At 73.1% G+C, this 21,287-nt stretch carries 21 protein-coding genes; 11 read left to right on the forward strand and 10 right to left on the reverse strand.

Annotation, left to right across the window (positions count from 1 at the left end; translation table 11 throughout):
• Positions 1-50 precede the first annotated feature (50 nt).
• Complete coding sequence (locus tag CP967_RS22485; RefSeq protein ID WP_150489693.1) at positions 51-593, forward strand: hypothetical protein; 543 nt, start codon at positions 51-53, stop codon at positions 591-593.
• Between the two features lie 35 nt (positions 594-628).
• On the opposite strand, the gene CP967_RS22490 is transcribed toward CP967_RS22485, so the two are convergent.
• Positions 629-1,414 (reverse strand): SDR family NAD(P)-dependent oxidoreductase, encoded by a 786-nt coding sequence (locus CP967_RS22490; protein WP_150489694.1) that lies wholly within the window; start codon positions 1,412-1,414, stop codon positions 629-631.
• A gap of 130 nt (positions 1,415-1,544) precedes the next feature.
• On the opposite strand from CP967_RS22490, the gene CP967_RS22495 reads away from it, so the two are divergent.
• On the forward strand, positions 1,545-2,195 hold the full coding sequence (locus CP967_RS22495; protein ID WP_150489695.1) for a TetR family transcriptional regulator: 651 nt from the start codon (positions 1,545-1,547) through the stop codon (positions 2,193-2,195).
• 183 nt (positions 2,196-2,378) lie between these two features.
• On the opposite strand, the gene CP967_RS22500 is transcribed toward CP967_RS22495, so the two are convergent.
• The 4 genes from CP967_RS22500 to CP967_RS34105 all read right to left on the reverse strand — a co-directional run bounded on the left by CP967_RS22500 (position 2,379) and on the right by CP967_RS34105 (position 9,709).
• Complete coding sequence (locus CP967_RS22500) at positions 2,379-5,294, reverse strand: helix-turn-helix transcriptional regulator (protein WP_150489696.1); 2,916 nt, start codon at positions 5,292-5,294, stop codon at positions 2,379-2,381.
• 358 nt (positions 5,295-5,652) lie between these two features.
• Positions 5,653-5,850 (reverse strand): hypothetical protein, encoded by a 198-nt coding sequence (locus CP967_RS22505; protein WP_150489697.1) that lies wholly within the window; start codon positions 5,848-5,850, stop codon positions 5,653-5,655.
• Between the two features lie 205 nt (positions 5,851-6,055).
• Positions 6,056-9,283 carry a type 2 lanthipeptide synthetase LanM family protein gene (locus CP967_RS22510; RefSeq protein WP_373300339.1) on the reverse strand — a complete coding sequence of 1,076 codons (3,228 nt, stop codon included), beginning with the start codon at positions 9,281-9,283 and terminating at the stop codon, positions 6,056-6,058.
• A 264-nt stretch (positions 9,284-9,547) separates the two neighbouring features.
• Positions 9,548-9,709 (reverse strand): hypothetical protein, encoded by a 162-nt coding sequence (locus CP967_RS34105; protein ID WP_167535420.1) that lies wholly within the window; start codon positions 9,707-9,709, stop codon positions 9,548-9,550.
• A 66-nt stretch (positions 9,710-9,775) separates the two neighbouring features.
• Between CP967_RS34105 and CP967_RS35150 the strand changes: the two genes are divergently transcribed.
• Both CP967_RS35150 and CP967_RS22515 read left to right on the forward strand, forming a co-directional pair.
• Positions 9,776-9,901, forward strand: a complete 126-nt coding sequence (locus CP967_RS35150; protein ID WP_268253015.1) for a hypothetical protein — start codon at positions 9,776-9,778, stop codon at positions 9,899-9,901.
• Between the two features lie 227 nt (positions 9,902-10,128).
• Positions 10,129-11,253 carry an NsdA family TPR-like regulatory protein gene (locus CP967_RS22515; RefSeq protein WP_483030206.1) on the forward strand — a complete coding sequence of 375 codons (1,125 nt, stop codon included), beginning with the start codon at positions 10,129-10,131 and terminating at the stop codon, positions 11,251-11,253.
• Positions 11,254-11,359: 106 nt separating this feature from the next.
• Here CP967_RS22515 and CP967_RS22520 read toward each other — a convergent pair whose 3' ends face one another.
• A complete protein-coding gene (locus CP967_RS22520; protein ID WP_150489700.1) occupies positions 11,360-12,424 on the reverse strand; it encodes a LacI family DNA-binding transcriptional regulator in 1,065 nt (354 codons plus the stop codon).
• A 111-nt stretch (positions 12,425-12,535) separates the two neighbouring features.
• Here CP967_RS22520 and CP967_RS22525 point away from each other — a divergent pair, with 111 nt between their 5' ends.
• The 4 genes from CP967_RS22525 to CP967_RS22535 are packed head-to-tail and all read left to right on the forward strand — an operon-like array spanning position 12,536 to position 15,869.
• A complete protein-coding gene (locus tag CP967_RS22525) occupies positions 12,536-13,687 on the forward strand; it encodes a Gfo/Idh/MocA family protein (protein WP_150489701.1) in 1,152 nt (383 codons plus the stop codon).
• A 57-nt stretch (positions 13,688-13,744) separates the two neighbouring features.
• Positions 13,745-13,891 (forward strand): hypothetical protein, encoded by a 147-nt coding sequence (locus CP967_RS34110; protein ID WP_167535421.1) that lies wholly within the window; start codon positions 13,745-13,747, stop codon positions 13,889-13,891.
• Positions 13,888-15,030 carry a dihydrodipicolinate synthase family protein gene (locus CP967_RS22530; RefSeq protein ID WP_150489702.1) on the forward strand — a complete coding sequence of 381 codons (1,143 nt, stop codon included), beginning with the start codon at positions 13,888-13,890 and terminating at the stop codon, positions 15,028-15,030. The genes CP967_RS34110 and CP967_RS22530 overlap by 4 nt, the downstream gene beginning before the upstream one ends.
• Entirely contained in the window at positions 15,027-15,869 is an 843-nt protein-coding gene (locus CP967_RS22535; RefSeq protein WP_150489703.1) for a sugar phosphate isomerase/epimerase family protein, read from the forward strand. Before CP967_RS22530 ends, CP967_RS22535 begins: the two co-directional genes overlap by 4 nt.
• Positions 15,870-16,260: 391 nt before the next feature.
• Here CP967_RS22535 and CP967_RS22540 read toward each other — a convergent pair whose 3' ends face one another.
• Positions 16,261-16,647, reverse strand: a complete 387-nt coding sequence (locus CP967_RS22540) for a winged helix-turn-helix transcriptional regulator (protein WP_150489704.1) — start codon at positions 16,645-16,647, stop codon at positions 16,261-16,263.
• A gap of 150 nt (positions 16,648-16,797) precedes the next feature.
• On the opposite strand from CP967_RS22540, the gene CP967_RS22545 reads away from it, so the two are divergent.
• On the forward strand, positions 16,798-17,208 hold the full coding sequence (locus tag CP967_RS22545) for a RidA family protein (RefSeq protein WP_150489705.1): 411 nt from the start codon (positions 16,798-16,800) through the stop codon (positions 17,206-17,208).
• 83 nt (positions 17,209-17,291) lie between these two features.
• Here CP967_RS22545 and CP967_RS34785 read toward each other — a convergent pair whose 3' ends face one another.
• The 3 genes from CP967_RS34785 to CP967_RS22560 form a co-directional block, all read right to left on the reverse strand.
• The gene (locus tag CP967_RS34785; RefSeq protein ID WP_150489706.1) at positions 17,292-17,858 is read right to left on the reverse strand and encodes a hypothetical protein; all 567 of its coding nucleotides are present in this window, start codon (positions 17,856-17,858) and stop codon (positions 17,292-17,294) included.
• Entirely contained in the window at positions 17,855-18,409 is a 555-nt protein-coding gene (locus tag CP967_RS22555) for a hypothetical protein (RefSeq protein WP_229888223.1), read from the reverse strand. Before CP967_RS22555 ends, CP967_RS34785 begins: the two co-directional genes overlap by 4 nt.
• A gap of 212 nt (positions 18,410-18,621) precedes the next feature.
• Positions 18,622-19,377 (reverse strand): class I SAM-dependent methyltransferase, encoded by a 756-nt coding sequence (locus CP967_RS22560; protein ID WP_150489707.1) that lies wholly within the window; start codon positions 19,375-19,377, stop codon positions 18,622-18,624.
• Positions 19,378-19,762: 385 nt separating this feature from the next.
• On the opposite strand from CP967_RS22560, the gene CP967_RS22565 reads away from it, so the two are divergent.
• Both CP967_RS22565 and CP967_RS22570 read left to right on the forward strand, forming a co-directional pair.
• On the forward strand, positions 19,763-20,923 hold the full coding sequence (locus CP967_RS22565; RefSeq protein WP_150489708.1) for a serine hydrolase domain-containing protein: 1,161 nt from the start codon (positions 19,763-19,765) through the stop codon (positions 20,921-20,923).
• Positions 20,924-21,019: 96 nt separating this feature from the next.
• Positions 21,020-21,250 (forward strand): superinfection immunity protein, encoded by a 231-nt coding sequence (locus CP967_RS22570; protein WP_167535422.1) that lies wholly within the window; start codon positions 21,020-21,022, stop codon positions 21,248-21,250.
• Positions 21,251-21,287 lie beyond the last annotated feature (37 nt).

Genomic DNA, 21,287 nt, shown 5'->3' on the forward strand with positions numbered 1-21,287 from the left:
TCGCGGGGTCTCCGGCGCCGGAAGTCCCCGCCGATCAGGAGGGGGCCGCTGTGCCGTCCCGCCCTGTCGTTCCGCGGCAGCGGCATGAGCAGCGGCAGGAGCAGGGGCCCGGAGCCGTCCTGCCGGGCGCCGTTGAGGCATCACCCGCTTACCTTGCCCTGGCCGGGCTGGGGCGTGCGGACGCGCGCCTGGGGTTGCCGGAGGAGGACTGCGCGGTGCTCGAAGGGCTGGCCGCCCGGTGGCTGGAGCGGGGTGTGGGCGCTGACTACCTCACCCGCGCCCTCACCGCCGGACTGCCCCCGCAGGTCGGCTCACCCGTCGGCTTCGTGCGTCGCCGCCTCACCGACAAGATGCCCCCGCGGCTGCCGGCCGCACCGCAGACGCCCGTGACGGGCACGGCTGTCCGGCGCGTGATGATGGAATGCACCGAGTGCGGTGTTCCCGGCCCGCCCGGAGCGCTGCCTGACGGCCTCTGCCGCGCCTGCCGCACCCCCGCACCGGGCACCGCCCCCGTGACTCCCGTCGAGGTGCCCGCCGGACGCGATGTGCACGCCCTCGTCGGCAGCCTCCGCGACCTGATGCGGAAACCCTGAGGGTCCGGTAGCCGCCTTGCGGGGGCGGGGCGGTGTCAGAAGTGGGTTCCGCCGTCGATGCGGATCTCGGTGCCGGTGACGAAGGCGCCGTCCTCGGACGCGAGCATCGCGACGACACCCGCCACCGCCTCGGGGCCGGCGAAACCGTTCCCGAGTGCGGGGGAGAGCTTCGCGAACAGGCTCATGTCGGCGTCCTGGGGCAGGCCGGGACCCTGGCTCTGCTTGCTCTCGCCGGAGGCGTCGGTCATGCCCGAGGAGATGGAGCCGGGCTGCACGGCGGTGAAGCGGATGCCCTGCTTGCCGTACTCGGAGGCCAGGGCGTGCGTCATGGACTGGATGCCGCCCTTGCTCGCCGCGTAGGCCGCCATGTAGGGGTGGGCGAACATCGCGGACGTGGAGCTGAAGTTGACCACGGCGGGGGCGTGGCCCTCCAGGAGTGCGGGTATCGCCTCGCGGACCATCAGGAAGGTGCCGGTGAGGTTGACCGAGATCACCTTGGTGAAGTCGGCGAGCGACGTCTCGTGGGTGTGTGAGGAGCGCAGGATGCCCGCCGCGTTGACCAGGACGTCCAGGCCGCCCAGAGCCGCGAGCGCGGAGGCGACGCCCGAGCGGACGGACGCCTCGTCGGCGATGTCCACCACCACCGTGGTCAGCCTGCCCGCGTCGGCGCCCGCCTTCGCGTAGGTGTCCTTCAGGCCCGCCTCGCTCACGTCGGCGGCGACGACCTGGCCGCCCTCGGCCAGGATGCGCAGCACGGTGGCCTGCCCGATGCCGGAGCCGCCGCCGGTGACCAGGGCGCGACGTCCTTCGTATCGGTTCATCTCGATCTTCCTTCGGTGGGTGTGTCGTGCGGGCCGAGCGGCCTGCCTATGTCACCGTACGCCCAGGTGGCACGTTTTGCCATCATGGCGATTCGCGCCTTCGCTCTCCTCCGGCGCGTACCCTTTCCCCATGAACCGTCCCCGGACCTCCTCCCCCGCCCCGGCGTCGCTGACCGAGCGCCGCAAGGCGGCCACCCAGCTGGACATCGCCCGTGCGGCGGCCGAGCTGTTCACGGAGAAGGGGCCCGACGGCACGACCGCGGAGGAGATCGCGGCCCGCGCGGGAGTCGCGCTGCGCACGTTCTACCGGTACTTCCGCAGCAAGCAGGACGCGGTCGGGCCGCTTCTCTCGGCCGGCGGTGACCGCTGGCGCGCACTGCTCGCGGAGACCGGCCCGGACGTGGACCTCGCCCGGGCCCTGGAATCCGCGGCGGTCGCCTCGCTGAGGCCGGCCGGAGGCATGGGGGAGGAGGAAGGGCTGCGCTGGACCCGCGGCCTGCTGCGGGCAGCCCAGGACGATCCCGCCCTGCGGGCCGTCTGGTACCGGGTGAACCAGGAGTCCGAGGAACAGCTCCTGCCGGTGGTGAGCCGTCTCGTGGGACCGGAGGCCGATCCGCTGGAGGTCCGGCTGGTCGCCGCCGCGGCGACCGACGCGATCCGGGTGGCGCTGGAGGTGTGGGCGGTGACGGCCCCGGACTCGGCCGACTCCACCTCGCCGGCCGACCTCGTGACCCGGTGCCTGCGTGAACTGACGCGTGGGCTGGGCCTGTTGGAGCGCTGAGGGCTTTCCCGTGATCCCCGGCGGGCACGGTGGGTACGGCGGGTACGCGGCGGGCCGGTGCGGTGCGGTGGGGTGCGGTGGAGTGCGGTGGAGTGCGGTGCAGTGGGGTGTGGCGCGGTGCGGTGCGGTGTGGCGCGGTGCGGTGTGTCCGGCCCGTGGGCCCGCCCGCACGGAGCGCGTCGCTCAGTCCTGCTCGGGGGCGCACTCCGCGGCGAACTCGCACAGGGCCGCCCGGTTCACCCGGCCCGTCTTGCTGAGCAGACTGGCCAGGTGCTTCTCCACCGTCCGGGGCGAGATGGACAGCCGCCGGGCTATCTGCTGGTTGCCCGGCCGCTCCGCCAGCAGGACGAACACCTCGTACTCGCGCGGTGTCACCCCGCTGGTCCGCAACGGGGAAGGGATCCGGTCACGGCCGTCGCGGTGCTGCGTCACGCTCACCCCGGCCTGCCGCAGGGTGGCCCGGCACGCCGCGGCCACCGGCTGCACCCCCACTCCGTGGAAGTACTCCTCCGCCGTACGCAGCCACACCACCGGTTCCCCCCACCCGTCGGCCAGGGCGGCGTCCGCCACCAGCCGCAGACCGAGGTGGCGGGCCACCGGGAAGGCCGTGGAGCGGACGTCGAAGGCGGACATCCGGCGGGCGGCCCCGGGGCCGTCGCCCGCCCTGCCCAGCAGGACGGCCAGAGCCAGTTCCAGGAACTGCCGGTTCCACGCCAGGGCGGCGCCCGGCGACGCGGCCACCGCCTCGTACTCCTCCCGGTCCGCCGTGCCCGCCAGCGTCCTCAGCAGGGTGCGCAGCCCGAAACGCCCGCTCAGGTAGTAGTAACTGGGATGGTCCCGCTCCCACTCCAGGGCGGCGTCCAGGTCCCCGAGGGCCCGCTCGCGGTCCTCCTCCAGCAGCGCGCCGATCGCCTCGCAGAAACCCAGCTGGAGAGGGACCAGCGGGGAGCGCGCGCCGCCCGCCCGGCGGAAGGCGGCGAGCGCCCGGTCCATGTCACGCCGGCGGCCCCGGTGGGCGGCCGTCGTGGCCCGGGCCAGCAGCAGATAGCGGTGGGCGGCCAGGTTGCCGATCCTGGCGCTGACCTCCACCGACCGTTCGACGGTCTCCTCCGCCTCGGCCCATCTGGCGCACATCACCGCGTTCATCGCGAGCAGCCCGTCGATGGTCTGGGTCAGCAGCAGCGACCCCAGCTCGGTGGCGGCCGCCCGCGCGGCGTGCAGCCGGGCCGCGTCACCGGTCTGCATGAAGCCGTTCGCCCCCAGCCGTACCAGCGCCTCCACCCGCCACAGCGGCAGCGTGTGCTCGCTCGACAGGGCGAGCATCCGTTCCAGGCAGGCGTCCGCCGCGTCGAAGCCCTTCTCCCGGGAGAGGAGCGCCAGTAACTGCCATGCCTGGCAGGCGACGACCCAGAGCCCTTCGGCCTCGGCGGTTTCCGCCGCCTCACGGGCCGCCCGTTCGACGGCCTCCGGTTCCGGGCGGTCCTCCCCCGGCAGCAGCGAGAGATGCCCGTCCACGACGGTGAGCGAAGCGCGCCGGGCCGGTGAGGGGGACGGGCCCAGCAGGGTGCGTGCCGCCGTGATCTGACGGGCCGTGTCGGCGGCGCGCTCCGCCATGACCGCCACCCAGGCGATCTTGACGTGGGTGTCACCGCGCCGTGTCGCCGCCGGGGACCGTGCCGGGACCGGGGGGAGTACGTCCATCAGCTCCAGGGCGCCGTCCAGGTCACCGCTCTCGGCCCGTGCCACCGCCAGCGACTCGGCCACGGCCGCCCGGTCGGCGTCGGAGGCCAGGGCATGGGCCCGTTCCAGCAGCACCACGGCCGACCCGTGCGAACCCGCCGCCAGCATCCGCCGCCCGGCCTCCGCGAACTGGAGCGCGGCCCCCGCCTTGTTGCCGGCCGCGAGCTGGAGGGACGCGACGAGCTGCCTGCGGTCCTCGTCCAGCGGCTCCCCGGAGGACTCGACGGCCGCGGCCGCCCGCCGGGCCAGCGCCGCGCGTTCCGCGGGCACGAGCGAGGAGACCAGCGCCTCAGCGGTCAGCGTGTGCCGGAAGGCGTAACGGTCGGGGGCCGCACCGTCAGGGGCGATCACCCCCGTCTCCACGGCGGACCGCAGATGGGTGAAGAGCGCCCGGTCCTCCAGACCGGTCACCGTCTGGAGCACCGTCACGGAGAATTCGCTGCCCAGCGTCGCCGCCGTCAGCAGCAGGTCCCGTACCGGCTCGTCCAGCCGGTCGAGCCTGCGGGCCCAGCCCTGGAGGAAGCGGGAGGGGAGGGCGCCGTCCGGCTGGTCCGTGGCCTCCCAGCCGTCTTCGGTGCGTCTGAGACGTCCTGTGTCGAGCAGATCGGCGAGCAGCACCTCGACCAGGTAGGGGTTGCCCGCGGCCCGTTCGGCCAGGCGTCGCCCCACCGCCGCCGGTATCCGCTCGGGTGGCGCCTGGAGGCAGGCCCCGACGAGCGTCCGCACCTGGCCGTCGTCCAGCGGGGCCAGCTCGCGCAGGGCCGCGGTGTGCCGCTGTTCCGCGGAGCGTACGAGGTCCAGCGCGGTCCCCGGCTCGGGACGCAGGGTGCCCAGCAGCAGGACCGGCAGGCCCTCCAGGTTGTCCACGACGTACTCGACGACCGCGAGGGTCTCCGTGTCGCAGTCGTGCAGGTCCTCCAGCAGGATCACGCAGCCGCGGTCCCGGCCCAGCAGCGACAGCAGCCGCAGCAGTGCCTCGGCCAGTTCGACCACGGTCTCCGTGTAACCCGACGAGGACCCGCTCCGTAACTCCGGCACCAGCCTGGCCAACGCCGGGTGGTACGGGACCAGTTCCGGATCGGTGGGGATGCCCGCCGCCCGGACGTGCGACGAGAGGGCCTCCACCAGCGGACGGAAAGGTACGACGAGACCGGTGGAACCCGCGCGTCCGCGCAGCACCGGCATGCCCGATCCGTAAGCCCGGTAGGCGCATTCACCCGCCAGCCGGGACTTGCCGATCCCCGCCTCACCGAGGAGGAAGACCGCGCTCCCCGAGCGTCGTCGCGCGGCGTCCAGGGCACCGGTCAGGAGACCGATCTCGTCGTCCCTGCCGACGGTGACCGGGGAAGTGGCTCGCATGGCCGCAGGCTACTTCAGCCGGACACCGGGCGGCAGTGGGCCGGGAGGTCCTCACGGCGGCGGGGCCGACCCGGGCGGGACAGCCCCGGGAGCCCCGGACGGGAGGGAGGCCGGACACCGCGATCCGGGTGCCTCTTCCGTCCGGGGCTCCCATGAGGCCCTCGGTCGAGGCCCCTTGGTTCCGAAGCGGCGGGAGCAGCCAACGGCCAACGGCTACCGGTCACATGGGAGCGGACGGTCCTTGCGGGAGGCCGCTCAGCAACCGGCTGTCACGTTCCCGCAGTAGATCCATCCGCGGGAACCCGGCCTCCGGGCGGTGTCCACCGCCGGTGACCGGGTTCCCGCGACCGGGAGCGGGTCAGAGCACGATGGTGAAGGTGGTCAGCGGCAGGTCGGGGTCGTGGCCCGCGTCGCCGTCCGCCAGGCTGAGCAGCCGGCCGCGCAGGCCCAGGGCACCGGCGGAACCGAGTGTGACCCGCCCCGCCGGGTGCTCGGAGGAGATCTCCGGTGCCGCGGCGGCGTTCGCGTACAGGCCGGTCTCGCTGATCTGGGTCATCTCTGCCTCACTCGGTGTGTGGTCCAGTGGTGGGGTCCAGCGATCTTCGTGCGGTGCGGTGCGGTGCAGTGCGGTGCGGTGTGGTCTTCGCGTGCTCTGCGGTCTTCGTGCGGTGCGGTTTTCGGGATTTCGCGTGGTGCGGTTCCCGGGGACACGGACCGGGACCGGCCCCCCGTCGGGAAGGGGTACCGGTGGCCGTTCCGGTTCAGCGGTCCTCGGCCGACAGGGAGAAAGGCGGCCGGGACGGGTGTGCGCCGGTGGGCGCCCGGGTGGAGCCGCGCATCAGCAGCACGGAGCCGATGTGGTCGGGGAACCCCGCCCGCAGCAGCCCGTGTCCGATTCCCGACAGCCCGGTGAGCAGCCCCGGGTGCGGTGTCCGGCCGGGCGTCCCGCAGAGCGCCTCGGCCCGGTCGGCGGCGGCGAGCAAGGCGCCGGTACGGCGCAGCCAGTGGGGGCGGGCCCGGGGGAGGGCGCTGTGGCCCAGCAGCTCCAGTACGCCCGGTTCGCCGTGGCAGAGGCTGTCGTCCGCGGTCGGGCGGACCACGGCCGGCTCACCGGAACGGGCCGCCAGCCAGGTGGACAGGTCGGGTTCGGACAGTGCCTGGGCGCTGTCGGCCACCGCGAGAGCGATGCCCGCCGTGCCCTCGCACCACCCCTGCCCCTGCCCGGAGTCCCGGGTCGCCCGGCGCAGGGCCCGCAGCCCGGCGGCGCGGTGCCGTGGCCCGCCACCCGCCTCGGCGAACCGCAGCAGCGCCCAGCCGATGCCCGCCGCACCGTCGGCGAACCCCCCGCCCGCCGGCAGCGGTGCCGTGACGAGCCGCTCGGCGCATCGCTCGGCCCCCCGCCATGCCTCCGGCCTTCCGGTCGTCCGGTGCACCGCCAGCAGCGAGACCAGTCCGCCCGCCGCCCCGCCCCGTATCCCGAGCCCTTCCTCGGCCGAACCGGCCGCGCAGCACAGCCGGGTGGCAGGCCCCGCCCAGTCCCGGACCTGGCGGTCGTCCAGCAGGGTGCCCACCTCCGTCAGGGCGTAGGCGATGCCGCCGAGACCGGCGTACGCGCCGGAGCCGAGCAGCCCGAGATCGTCCACCCGGTGGTGCAGGGCGTCCAGCAGGCCGGGCACGGGGGCCAGAGCGGCACGGGCCGCCTCGGCATACCTGGCCGCCCCGGTCAGGGACGCCAGCTGGGCCAGGAAGAGAGCGGGGCCGGTGTAGCCGGAACCCAGGTCGGCCGCCAACGGCGCGAGCCGCCAGTAGCGTTCACCGAGGAGCTCCAGACCGATCCAGTTGGCCCGGCCCGCGTCGCGGTAGGCGAGCGACACCAGCTGGTCGCCCACCGAACGCGCGGCCGAGAGCAGATGTTCCGGCTCCGGTGCGGTGGCCCCCGTACGCCGTCCCGCCGGGCCCGCTCCGGTGCGGTGCGGCGGCTCGGTCGAGGTGCTCACCATCGCGGTACGGATGATCCGCTCCTGGTCCTGCCGGTCGACCGTGTCCAGGGCGCGTACCTTCGCCTCCACCCGGGCGAGACCGGTGGCCGCGTCGGAGGGAGACGGTGAACCGCCTGACGCATCAGGCCCGTTCGCCCGCATCCCGTGTCCGGGGGCGGAGCCCGGGGACCCCGGAGCATGGCCCCCGAAGCCCGGTACCTCGCGCCCGCTGCCGCTCCACAGCCGGGTGGTCCCCGGCCGGGTGGTGAAGACGGGCACGTCCCCCCGCCACAGCTCCGCGATCTCCTCGTCCTCCAGGCCGGGCAGCGCCGGTGTGCCCAGCCCCCCGGTGCGCAGCAGCCCGAACACCTGCTGCCGCTCGGCCGCGTCCCGCATCAGGTCGGGGTGCGTCGACTCGTGGAGCAGCGTGGCGTACGCCCAGGTCGGACGGGCCACGAAGCGGATCTCGTCCTCGGCGAACAGCCTCAGCAGGCCGTTCGGGCCCAGCAGTTCGTCACGCGCCTCACCGATCGCGGTGTACGCGGCGCGGAACCCGTCGCACAGTGCGTCGGTGAACACGAAGGGGTCCACCGGACTCCCCTCGACCCGGGGCCGGTTGGCTGACTCGGTGAAGCGCCCTGTGCCGCGTACCAGGCGCATGGTGTCGGTTCCCGCGTCCGCCCAGCAGGCCGTCTCCAGCGGCGAGCGGGCGGCCGCGCCCCCGCCGACGGCGGACACGTCCAGTGCGCTGGTGTCACCCACCAGCAACTGCGGCAGCAGCCCGACCCGGTGGACCGAGGCGTGCAGGGCACGGGCGGCCGGGTCGTCGGAGCGCGTCGCTGCCGACGGGGGGTGGAACAAGGTCTCCACATCGACCAGGACCGGATAGGGGCCGTGGGCGATCAGGTTCTCGTGGTGCAGGTCGGTCCCGTCTAGTACGTGCAGCAGCCCGAGCAGCGCGCCGAGGCGCCGGTAGAAGTGCGCGGTGTCGTCGGCCGAGCCGCAGGGCGCCTCCTCGACGAACTCGGCCCAGCCGTACTCCCCTCGGTCCAGGACCCGTGGGATACGCAGGTCCGGCGTACCGGCAAGGGAGTTGAACCAGTCGACCAGCGTGCCGAAGTGCCGGTGCAGGGCGAGCGGGCGCGGCTTGTGGACCAGGCGGGTACCGTCCGCGAACCGCAGCAGCATCACCGAACGGCCGCCCCGGTGGGTGTCACCGGCGCCGGACGTGACCCGCACCAGATGCTCCGGACCGTGGCCCGCGGGCACCCCGGCGCCCGCTTCACCGAGCAGCCCGGAGGCGGCCAGGGACTCCCGGTCGGCCGAGAGCCTGCCGAGCATCTCACCGAAGGCGTCAGCCGCGTTCATGGCGGCACAGGCCAGCACCCTGGCGAGCACCGGATACCGGGCGACCAGGGAGGTGAGCCCGGCCCGGCCCCCCGTGGTGCGGAGGAAGTCCCGGAAACGCTCGCGGGTCCCCTCGCCCCTCAGCCGGCCCTCCTGACGCGCCTGGTGCAGTTCCAGCACCAGGGTCCGGGCAGCGAGCCCGGCCAGCCGGCGTGCCACGTCCCGTCGGAAGCCCTCCAGCACCGGGGCCGGGCACCCGGCGGCCCACGGCCCGCCGCCCGTTCCCGCCAGGTCTCCCGTCCTCGCCGGTTCCCCCGCCCCCGCCCGGACGCCCACCGACCGTGCGGCCCGGACGGCGAACGGCATCACGACCGTCTCGAAGCCGGTCGTGCCGGGATGGTCCCGGCCGGTGACCCGCGCCTCGTCCGGAGCGTCCGCCACGGCCTGCCGGACGAAGGCCGCCCAGTCGGGCTCCCGTCCGGGCCGCCCGTCGAGCACGCCGGGCAGCCACCACGGGTCACCGGCCGACTGGGCCCGAAGACCGGGGGACGCCACCGTGTCGGGCATCCGGGAGTGTTCCGGGGTGCCGGGCCCGGCGGGCTCGGCGGGGCCGCGGGCCGCAGCGGCCCGGGAGCCGGACCGCGCCGAGGCCGGTCCCTCCAGGTCAGTCGTTCTCCGCTCCGTCACCCCGCGCACCTCCCCGCTCCGGAAAGACCTCAGCCGGTCTGCCGCGTCCCATCCTGGGGGCGGCCCCCGTACGGCACATGGGGGAGCGGCCCCCATCTTTCGGCGCTCCCGCCCCGAGACCCTGCCCTCCTGGGGGCGGGGGTGTGCCGGGCACTCTCGTGACAGCAGTGCCACGGGGCTCTTCCGGTATGCGCGCCCAGGTGGCTGGGCAAGGGGCGCCCGGCCCCCGGGCAGCCGGGATCAGGGTACGAATGCGAGGTAGCTCGCGGTGGCCAGTCCGGAGAAGGCGACGAGCTGGACCGGCTTGAGGCAGAGGAACGCCGTGTGGGTGGCGATGCCGGTGGCTGCGGCGCAGGGCAAGGTCTCGGGAAGGAGCAGTCCGGCAGGCAGCGCGAGTTCCACCACGATGACGGTGACGGACAGCGCGCGCCAGAACCGGAGGTCGCGGGCGGTCAGGTTGCCGGGGCGTTGCTGGACGAGTCCGGGGATCGCGAACTGGTGCCGATGAGCGAGGCCGTTCTTGACGTGGACATCGGTGTGGACGAACTGCGTGAGGCAGAGACCGCCGGAAGCAGCGGCCGGGGCGGCGGGTGAAGCCGACGCCCATCCAGGCGGCCAGAGCGACAGTCAGGCCGAGTTCGGCGACGACGGGTGATGAGGGCATGGCAGATCGGCCTGCGGGCAGGGAAGGGGCGGTGCGGCGGTCAGCGCTCGGACCTGGTGGGCCGCTGCATGAGCGCGGCAGTGGCCTCATCCAGGGTGAGTGCCCCGCGCAGCAGTGAGGCGACGGTCTCGGTGAGGGGCATCTCGATGCCATGGGCATGAGAAAGGGTGAGGATGGCGGCATCGGTCTGTCCCTCGGAGCGGATCCGCTGGAGACTCTGATACCGATCTGGAGGGGCGATTTGAACCGACGGGGATTTCTGTCCGGAGCCGCGTACTCGGCCGCGGCCGCCGTGCTGCCGCTGGAATACGTCGCTGACATCGCCTCCCGCGCGGGGAAAGCCCGCACCGGCGCCCGGGTCGGGCCGGCGGACGTCACAGCGGTACGCGACATGATCGCGATGTTCGCGGTGATGGACGAACGCCACGGCGGCCAGCACGGCCGCTCCGCTCTCGTGCAGTACCTGATGTCGGATGTCGCAGCCCTGTGCCGAGGCCGGTTCGGCTCCGAGGCCGACCACCGTCACATGCTTTCCGTGGCCGCCGTCGGTGTCCACCAGGCCGGCTGGCGGGCGTATGACGGCGGAGAACAGGGCCTCGCCCAGAGGTACTACTTGCAGTCATTTGCGTTGGCGCGGGAGTCCGGTGTCCCCGGGCATGACGCGTTCGTCATGAGAACCATGTCCCAGCAGGGCATGAAGGTGCACCGCCCCGAGCACTGCCTGGCGCTGGCCGAGAGCGCCGTCGACAAGGTGCATGGGCGGGTGGACGCCCAGACCGAGGCGCTGTTCGCCGTCACCCACGCGCACGCCCTCGCCAAGGCGGGCCGACGGCGGAAAGCCGTGCAGGAGGTCGAGCGGGCCCGCACCGCCCTGAGTTCGGCGAAAGGTGACGACGTACCGTTCTGGGCCCTGTCGTGGGGGCCGCCCGCGGCCACTGTCCGCAGCCGGACCGCCAAGGTCTTCGAGACGCTCGGCGACCGGCGTCGGGCCGCGGCGATGTACGGGGCGGCGGCAGCGAGCCGCCTGCCGGATACCTATGCACGGATCGTCGCCCTGGATCTGGTCGCACAGGCCGAGATGCAGGCCGCCGGCGGCAACATCGAGCAGGCATGCACCACCTGGGGCCGGGCCATCGACCACATGGAGGGCGTGCGGTCGAGCCGCACCCGTAAGGCCGTGGGCAATATGCGCCGCGACCTGTCCAGCTTCCGTGCGCGCGGCCTGCGGTGCGCAGCCGAAATCGACGAACGGGCACGTGACTTCCTCAGGGACCGCCGCTGACGCCGCGCTTCGGACCCGATCCCGCGGGCGGGCCTCGGTGCCGCCGCGGTACCGGGGGCCGCCCGGCCCCCGCCCCGTTCCGGCAGCCGGGCCCGCCCCCGCAGGCTCAGCCGCGCGGTGCGGCCGTCGACCCCCGCACCATCAGCTCCGCCTCGATCGTCAGGATGCCGCCGGCCGGGGGCTTCTCCTTGCCCATCGCCAGGCGGCCCGCCTGCGCGCCCGCCTCGGCCAGCGGCAGCCGTACGGTCGTCAGCGCGGGCACCGCGTCCACGGAGAACGGCAGGTCGTCGAAGCCCGCCACCGAGATGTCCTCGGGGATACGCAGCCCGTGGTCCCGGATCGCCGCGCAGGCACCCAGCGCCACCGTGTCGTTGGCCGCGACCACCGCCGTCACCTCCCCCTCCCGGGACAGGAGTTCGCGGGTCGCGTCGTAACCGGAGGCGCGGTCGTACCAGCCGTGCACGGTGAGGCGGTCCTGGTCCCCGTCCAGACCGGCGGCCCGCATCGCTTCACGGTGGCCCTCCAGCCGGTGCCGGGTCGTGGTGCGTTCCAGCGGCCCGGCGACGTAACCGATCCGGCGGTGGCCGAGCTCCAGCAGATGCTCCGTCAGCGCCCGTGCGCCGCCCCGGTTGTCGAAGGCCAGCGCGGCGAGGACGGCGTCCGAGTCGGGCAGCGGGGGGCGGCCGCAGAAGACGACGGTGGTCCCGGCGTCGGCCAGTTTCGCCAGCTTCGCGGCCATCGCCGCCTGGTGGGCGGGGTCCTCGACCGCGCCGCCGGTGAGGACGACGGCGGCGGCGCGCTGCCGCTGGAGCAGGGTGAGATAGGTGAGTTCACGCTCGGGGGAGCCGCCGGTGTTGCAGACCACGGCCAGCTTCTCGCCGCCCGCCCGGCCCGATCCGTCACCCGGGCCGCCGATCTGGCTCTGCGCCGCCCCGGCCATGATCCCGAAGAAGGGGTCGGCGATGTCGTTGACGAGGATCCCCACCAGGTCGGACGTGGCCGCCGCGAGGGAGCTGGCCGGGCCGTTGAGGACGTAGTCCAGATCGTTCACCGCGCGTAGTACCCGGTCGCGGGTGGACGTGGCCACCGGGTAGTTGCCGTTCAGCACGCGGGACACCGTGGCCGGGGAGACCCGGGCGCGGGCCGCCACGTCCGCCAGCGTGACTGTCATCGCTCTCCTCCGAGGAGTTGTGGAGCGGCCCCCCTTGTCCGGGCCGCTGTCGGCAGGCTAGCGTCATACCGCATAGAAAGCGCTTGCTACGGCTGTATGGAGGGAACTTTCGTGACACGCAGGACAGTGCGCATCGCCATGAACGGCGTCACGGGACGCATGGGATACCGGCAGCACCTGGTGCGCTCGATCCTCGCGATCCGCGAGCAGGGCGGCCTCGACCTCGGCGGCGGCGAGGTGCTGTGGCCCGAGCCCGTGCTCGTCGGCCGGCGCGCCCACGCGCTCCAGGCACTCGCCGAGCAGCACGGCCTGACCGAGTGGTCCACCGACCTGGACGCGGTGCTCGCCGACGAGACCATCGACATCTACTTCGACGCCCAGGTCACCTCGGCCCGCGTCGACGCGATCAAGAAGGCCATCGCGGCCGGCAAGCACATCTACACCGAGAAGCCCACCGCCACCGACGTCGAGGGCGCCCTCGAACTCGCCCGGCTCGCGCGGGACGCCGGCATCAAGCACGGAGTCGTCCAGGACAAGATCTTCCTCCCCGGCCTGCTGAAGCTGAAGCGCCTCATCGACGGCGGCTTCTTCGGCGAGATCCTCTCCGTGCGCGGCGAGTTCGGCTACTGGGTCTTCGAGGGCGACTGGCAGGAGGCCCAGCGGCCGTCCTGGAACTACCGCGCGGAGGACGGCGGCGGCATCGTCGTCGACATGTTCCCGCACTGGGAGTACGTCCTGCACGAGCTGTTCGGCCAGGTCACCAGCGTCTCCGCGCACGTCCAGACGCACATCCCGCAGCGCTGGGACGAACAGGGCAAGCCCTACACCGCCACCGCCGACGACGCCGCCTACGGCACCTTCCAGCTGGCCGGCGGCGCCGTCGCCCAGATCAACTCCTCCTGGGCGGTCCGCGTCAACCGCGACGAGCTGGTCGAGTTCCAGGTCGACGGCACCCACGGCTCCGCCGTCGCCGGGCTGCGCAACTGCCGTGTCCAGCACCGCTCCGCCACCCCGAAGCCGGTCTGGAACCCGGACCTCCCGGTCACCGAGTCCTTCCGCGACCAGTGGCAGGAAGTCCCCGACAACGCCGTCTTCGACAACGGCTTCAAGGCCCAGTGGGAGCTCTTCCTGCGCCACATCGTCCTGGACGAGCCCTACACCTGGGACCTGATGGCCGGCGCCCGGGGCGTCCAGCTGGCCGAGCTCGGCCTCAAGTCCGCGGCCGAGGGCCGGCGTTTCGACGTACCGGAGCTGTCGCTGTGACACGCCGCCTGACCACCCGGCCCGCCGCCTCCTCCTCCTGCTACGGGAGCTGACGCCGTGACCGACCGCACCACGGCACGCGCGACGGACCGCACCACGGCACGCGCGACGGACCGCACCACGACGCACGCGACGGTCCGCACCCCCGGTGCCGGACGCGCGACGAACCGCACCACCGACACCGGACGGGGGCCGACCGCATGACCATCCACCTCCCGCAGGGGCCGTACGAGCCGCGCACCACACCGCTCGACCTCACCCCGGACGGCACGGGGCTCGCCTCCCGTACGGTTTTCTCCGCCGCCCACGTCGTCGCCGACCCCTACGCCGACATCAGCCCGGACGACCCCGCCGCCGTCGACTGGGACGCCACCCTCGCCTTCCGCCGCCACCTGTGGTCGCACGGGCTCGGGGTCGCCGAGGCCATGGACACCGCCCAGCGAGGCATGGGCCTCGACTGGGCCGGCGCCGCCGAACTGATCCGCCGCTCCGGCGCCGAGGCGAAGGCCGTCGGCGGACGCATCGCCTGCGGTGTCGGCACCGACCAGCTCACCGGCCCCGCCACCCTGGCCGACGTGCGCGCGGCGTACGAGGAACAGCTCGCCGTCGTCGAGGAGAGCGGCGCCCAGGCCATCCTGATGGCCTCCCGCGCCCTGGCCGCGGTGGCGCGCGGCCCCGAGGACTACCTGGAGACCTACGCCCACCTCCTGCGCCAGGCCGCCGAACCCGTCGTCCTGCACTGGCTCGGCCCGATGTTCGACCCCGCCCTGGAGGGGTACTGGGGCTCCGCCGGCCTCGACGCCGCCACCGACACCTTCCTGAAGGTCGTCGCGGAACACCCGGACAAGGTCGACGGCATCAAGATGTCGCTCCTGGACGCCGAACGCGAGATCGACGTCCGCCGCCGCCTCCCGAGCGGGGTCCGCTGCTACACCGGCGACGACTTCAACTACCCCGAGCTGATCGCGGGGGACGACCGGGGCTTCAGCCACGCACTGCTCGGCATCTTCGACCCGCTGGGGCCGCTCGCCGCCCACGCGGTCCGTGTCCTGGACACCGGTGACGTGGCGGGTTTCCGGGCCCTCCTCGACCCCACGGTCGAGCTGTCCCGGCACCTCTTCCAGGCGCCCACCCGCTTCTACAAGACCGGGGTGGTCTTCCTGGCCTGGCTCTCCGGGCACCAGGACCACTTCACGATGGTCGGCGGCCTCCAGTCCGCCCGGTCCCTGCCGCATCTGGCGAAGGCATACGAACTGGCCGACCGGCTCGGCCTGTTCCCCGACCCCGAACTGGCCGAAGCCCGTATGCGCGGACTGCTGGCCGTCCACGGAGGAGCACGATGAGCACCGAGGCATCCGGCCTCTCCCGGCTGTCGGTCAACCAGGAGACCGTGCGCCAGTGGTCCCTGCCCCAGCTCGCCGAAGGGTGCGCGAAGGCCGGTCTCTCCCAGGTCGGCCTGTGGCGGGCCCCCGTGCAGGAGTACGGCGTCGAACGCGCCGGGCAGCTGATGAAGGACACCGGCCTCACCGTCACCAGCCTCTGTCGGGGCGGCTTCCTCACCGCGAGCGACCCCGCCGGACGCGCCCGCGCGCTGGACGACAACCGGGCGGCCGTCGACGAGGCGGTGGGCGTGAACACCGACACCCTGGTCCTGGTCTCCGGCGGGCTCCCCGAGGGCGACAAGGACCTCTACGGTGCCCGTGAGCGCATCGCGGACGCCCTGGCCGAACTCGCCCCGTACGCGGCCGAGCGCGGTGTCCGCCTCGCGATCGAACCGCTGCACCCGATGTTCGCCTCGGACCGCTGCGTGGTCTCCACCCTGTCCCAGGCCCTGGACATCGCGGAACGTTTCCCGGCCGAGCAGGTCGGCGTGGTCGTCGACACCTACCACGTCTGGTGGGACGACCGGGCGCCCGAGCAGATCGCCCGGGCCGGGGCGGCCGGCCGGATCCACTCCTTCCAGCTCGCCGACTGGATCACCCCGCTCCCGGCGGGCGTCCTGGTGGGCCGGGGACAGCTGGGTGACGGGAGCGTGGACTTCCGGGCCATCCGGCGGCACGTCGAGGCGACGGGCTTCGACGGTCCGATCGAGGTGGAGATCTTCAACGAGGGACTCTGGGCGCGGGACGGCGGCGACGTGGTGGCCGAGGTGGCCGCCCGGTACCTGGAACACGCCTGCTGAGAGAGCCGTACCGCACCTGCTGAAAGGGCCGGAACGCGCCTGCTGAGAAAGCCGGAACGAGCCTGCTGAGAAGCTGGAACGCGCCTGCTGGGAGCCGGTCGCACCGGCGAATGCAAAGAGATCGCAAAGGCGTGCAACCTTTGCGTACCTTCCCCGGTCGTATGTTGCGTCGGGACTTCCGGGGAGGGGTCCGGGGGGAACGGGAAGACCCGACGGGAGGGGAAAGCGAGGGGGGTCCGGCCTGACGGCCGGGCCCCATTCCGCTGTCCGGGCCCGCCGCCTCCGCCCGGGGCCGTGGCCTTCGCCCTGACCCGGCGCCCCTGGGTCTCCAGGAGCTTCAAGAGATTCAGGAACTCCAGGGACGGCAGCGGCGCCGGCCGGCTGCCGCCGGTCAGCCGGCGCCGTCGAAACCGCGCCGGGCGGCCTCGATGTGGCCGAGGTTCCGATGGGTCCACTCGCACATGACGTCGACCGTCTTCCGCAGCGCTCGCCCCGGCCCGGTCAGGGTGTACTCGACCTTCGGCGGAACCGTGGGATACACGGTCCGCTCCACCAGGCCGTTGCGCTCCAGCATGCGCAGGTTCTGGGTGAGCATCTTGTGGCTGATGCCCTCGACCTCACCGCGCACCTCGCTGAAGCGCAGGGTGCGGTCCCCCAGCGCCTCGATGATCAGCAGCGCCCACTTGTTGGCGACGTCCGAGAAGATCTCCCGCGCCAGCGAGTCCGCGCGCCTCAGGTCGGCCTGTTCCTCGGGCGTACCGGTGAATTGCTTGGTCACTTCGATGTCACCCAGTCACTTAAAAGTGCGTTCTTCCATGTCAGCGCACACTCTCCTACGGTTTCCGAGTAACCACAAGAGAGCGAACGCGAGCCCTCAGGGCTCGTGTCCGGACGCATGCCGAGCATGCTGGCAAGGAGAGTGAACGACATGGCCGTCACCCTGGTGGACCCGCCCGGACTGCCCGCGACCGGCATCTACCGGCAAGTGTCCGTCGCGACCGGCTCGAAGCTGGTGCACATCGCCGGCCAGGTCGCCTGGGGCGCCGACGGGGCCACGGTCGGCGTGGACGACCTGGCCGCCCAGGTCGAGCAGTGTTACCTCAACGTCGCCACCGCCCTGGCCGGGGTCGGCGGCACCCCCGACGACCTCGCGCGGCTGACCGTCTACGTCGTCGACTGGACGCCGGACAAGATGCCCCGGCTCATGGAGGGCATCGCCCGTGCCGCAGCGAGGCTGGGGCGGTCCCCGCTGCTGCCGCCGGCCACCCTCCTGGGCGTCGCGGCCCTGGACGTCCCCGAGCACCTGGTCGAAGTGGAGGCCACGGCGATGCTCGACTGACAGGAGCGGCGGGCGACCACGCCGAAGGCGCCGGGCGGGCAGGACGGGCCGAGCGGGGCGGGCGGTGAGGGGCGGGGCCGGGCTCACACGAGCAGCGGCGGTGAGGGCAGCCGGAAGTGGTCGGCGATGATCCGGAGGGTGAGCGCTCCGTCGGCGTTGAACCCGGGGTCGGCTTCGTACGCCGGTGTGTCCCGGCCGACGATTCCGGCATCGAGCAGCTCACGTACCAACAGGTCCCCGCTCCGCCGTGATTCGCGGCGGCCGCCCATGTTGAAGTACGTCTGCTCGAACCCGCCCCGGCTGTGGACGAACTGGAACGGGTGGGCGTCACAGTGCGGAACCATGTAGTTCTGCCCGTGCGCGCACGCGCAGGCGGGCGTGGAGGCCAGGAATACGGTCTCCACCGGCTCGGAGAGGTCCGCGCGGTCCGCGTAGCGGAAGCCGGTGACGTAGGTCGCCAGAGCCACGACGGAGAACCCGTCCGGGTCGGAGCCCGGGCCCGGACCCGCGTCGTGGGTGACCCATGTCCAGCCGGACGACCGGCCGCCGGCGGACACGGGATGCCCGGCCTCGGCGAAGACGGCGGACAGCGTGGGCAGGCTCATGCCCTTGCAGAAGGTGGCGTACGTGCTCGGGGGGAGCCGGATCATTCCGCTACCACCTCCGCCGACAAGGGGGGAGAGGGCAGCAGGAAGTGGTCCGCGATCGTCCGTACGAGACGGTCCTCGTCGTCGTCCGCGTGGTCGAAGCAGTCGTGGCCGCCGCTCTCCCCCTCCTCGCAGGAGGCGCCGGGGCCTATCAGATTCGCGGCCAGCAGCTCGGCGGAGAGATGATCCGGATTCTCACCCACCCGGGACCCCACGTCCTCGAAGCTGAAGCCGAGGACCAGCCAGCCGTCACGGAAGTACGAGAAGTCCGGACCGTGCGCCTTCGGGCTGCACGGCTCGGTCACGAAGACGGCGATCTCCCCGCCGTCCCGGCAGATGCCGGTGTAGTCGACCAGGCCGTAGTCACCGGCTTCGTCGTCGAGCATGTCGTGCACGGCCCAGGACCAGCCCCTCGCCTCACCGTCGGCGAGGGGCTCGCGCAGTCGGCTGCGCAACCGCTCCGTGAGCGCGCCGGGAGGCAGCCCCCGGGCGAAGACGATGTTCATCTCGTGCCCGGGGAACGCGTGGTCCGTCCAGCCTGTCATCGCTCTCATGCCGGGGACCCTATGTCCGGGCACCGACAGCCGGGAGAGACCGACAGCCGGGAGAGACTGACCGCCTGACCGCCTGACCGCCTGACTGCCTGACTGCCTGACTGCCTGACTGCCTGACCGCCTGACCGCCTGACCGCCCGACCGCCCGACCGCCCGACCGCCCGACCGCCCGACCGCCCGACCGCCCGACCGCCCGGCCGACCGCCCGGCTGTCAGCCGAGGCCGACGGTGCCGTCCGCACGCCTGCGGAACAGCGCCGCCCACATGAAGTCCTCGCCGAACCAGGGGGAGTCGGCAGGTTCGTCCCGCATCCTGCGCAGCTCCACCTCCTCCAGACCCTGCGGCCCGCCGAAGATCCAGCGCAACGACTCGGCCGTGTACGCCACACCGCCGTGGAGCCGGGCCGTCCGGTACAGCTCCACGTCCGACAGCTCCGACCCCATCGCCCCGGAGGCGAAGGCACCCAACGACAGATGTCCACCGGGCGCCAAGGCCCGCTCCACATAGGCGAGATAGGTGATCCGCCGGTGCGGCGGCAGATGGTGGAAGCACCCCGAGTCATGGATCAGGTCGTACGGCCCGGCCGGCGCCCCCTCGGCGAAGGCGTCCCCGCAGTGGAACCGGATGTCCGCACCCGCCTCCCGGGCCCGCTCCTCTGCCCAGGCGACAGCCCCGGGCGACAGATCGACCGCGTCCACCTCGTAGCCGAGCGACGCGAGATACAGCGCGTTGCGCCCCGGCCCGCAGCCCAGATCGAGCGCCCGCCCCGGGGTGACCAGCCCGCGTTCCACATACGACACGAGTGTCTCGTCGGGCTTCGCCGCGAAGAACGGCACCGGCTTCGACCGGTCCTCGTAGAACCCGTCCCACCAGTCGGCCCCGCCCTTCGTCCACCGGTCCGCGTCCGGCGCGAACAGGTCGTCCATGAGCCGCAGCAGATCCTCGACCGAGCGCACGTTCCGGTCCATCCCAAGCCCCCTTCGTCAGACCGGAATTCTAGCGAGAAACGAGACATCATCGCAGGTCAGAGCCGTATCGCGAAGCTCTTCCGGGGCCGCTGAGAGCCTGCCGCGACCAAGGCGGGCCCGAGGGGCCGCGCCCGGGACGGAACAGCCCCCGGCAGCCCGCCGGAGGCTTCACAGGGGCTCCTGAGCGGTACGCCCGGACAGCTTTTCCCGGCACTTCCGCGACCGCGCCCCGGGCCCGCCGTCCCGGGTGAGATCGTCCGGCACCCGAAGGCCGGTCCAGGCAGAATCATCGACCGGGGCCGAGGCGTCGAGACCGAGGCCGTTCGGGCGGGACCACCGACCGCACACCACCGACCGCGCACCACCCGGAACGACGAGGAGAGCCATGCTGACGAGCGGCGACGGGACCGGCACACGGGAGCAGGCCGTACACGGAGACGTACACACCGGATTCGAAGGGGTCCGTGAGGTCTTCACGCAACTGACCCGGCAGCAACCACAGCCCACCGGGCTGCAGTTGGCGGTGTACCGCAACGGCACACGCCTGGTGGACCTCTGGTCCGGGCCGGGGGTGGACGGGGACACCATGACCGGCGTGTTCTCGGTGAGCAAGGGCGCGGCCCACATCGTCGTGGCCCTGCTCGTCCAGGACGGCGTACTCGACCTGGACCGCGAAGTGGCCTCCTACTGGCCGGAGTTCGCACAGGCCGGCAAGGAGCGCGTCACCCTGCGGCAACTCCTGGCCCACCAGGCCGGGGTGATCGGCGTCGACGAGGTGTTCACCGTCGAGGAACTGGCCGACGACCGCCTGATGGCCGAGCGGCTCGCCGCACAGGCCCCCTACTGGGAGCCCGGCACGGCCTTCGGCTACCACGGCCTCGTCATCGCCGCCCTCACCGGGGAGGTCGTGTACCGGGCCACCGGACGCACCCTCCACGACTGGTGGGAGCAGCGCGTACGCCGCCCGTACGGTGTCGACTTCTACCTGGGGCTGCCCGAGGAACTGGAGCCCCGCTACCTGCCCGTACAGCCCGAAGTCACCGATCCGGGCCAGGTCCCGCCGGCCGAGGACAAGCTGGTGGCCATAGCCTTCAGCACCGAGCACATGCCGGACCTGTCGGTCTTCCCCAACACGCGGCGCGTCAGGGAGCTGGGGCAGGCGTCGGCGGGCGGGGTGGCCTCCGCCCGGGGCGTGGCCGGCGCCTACGCGGCCGTCATCGGCGGCCTGGACGACAGGCCCGCGCTGCTCACCCCCGGTACCGTCACCGCCTTCAGCCAGGTCCACTCCGAGGGCATCGACCTGGTGGGCGGCGGCGAGTCCCGTTTCGCCCTGGGGTTCCAGGTCTTCCACCAGCGCTACCCCGCCGCGCCCCCGGACGCCTTCGGCCACGGGGGAGCGGCCGGCGCCCTCGCCTTCGCGAGCCCGGGCCAGGGCCTGGCGTTCGCCTACCTCCGCGACCGGTTCGCGGACGGGGACCAGACGGACAGGGAGCGCGCCCTGCTGGTCGAGGCGGTGACAGAAGCGGCGGCCCGCACCGACGGTTAGGGACGGGGCCCGGCCCGGGACTGCACGGAAACAGGCACCGGGCCGGGCACGCACAGCCGCACCCCGTGGGACAGAGGGTCCCTATAGGGTGACCTGGTGATTTCACACATAGGTCCCCTGGAGCTGCTGGTCCTGGTGCTCGTAGGACTGCTCTTCCTCGCCGTACCGCCGTTCATCGCCCACCGCAGGGGGGTGCGGCGCCTGTGGCTGGTCGTCGTGGTCAGCGTGATCGGTGCCTTCACCGGCCTGTTCTGGTTCGTGGCCCTGTTCATGGCGCTGGCGATGCCTGCCCGCGATTCCGGTCCGGTGCCGCTGCCGGAGAGGTGACCGGCCCGCGACCGTACCCCCGCCTCCGGCCGGCCGA

This window comes from Streptomyces nitrosporeus (assembly GCF_008704555.1).
GTDB classification, from domain to species: domain Bacteria; phylum Actinomycetota; class Actinomycetes; order Streptomycetales; family Streptomycetaceae; genus Streptomyces; species Streptomyces nitrosporeus.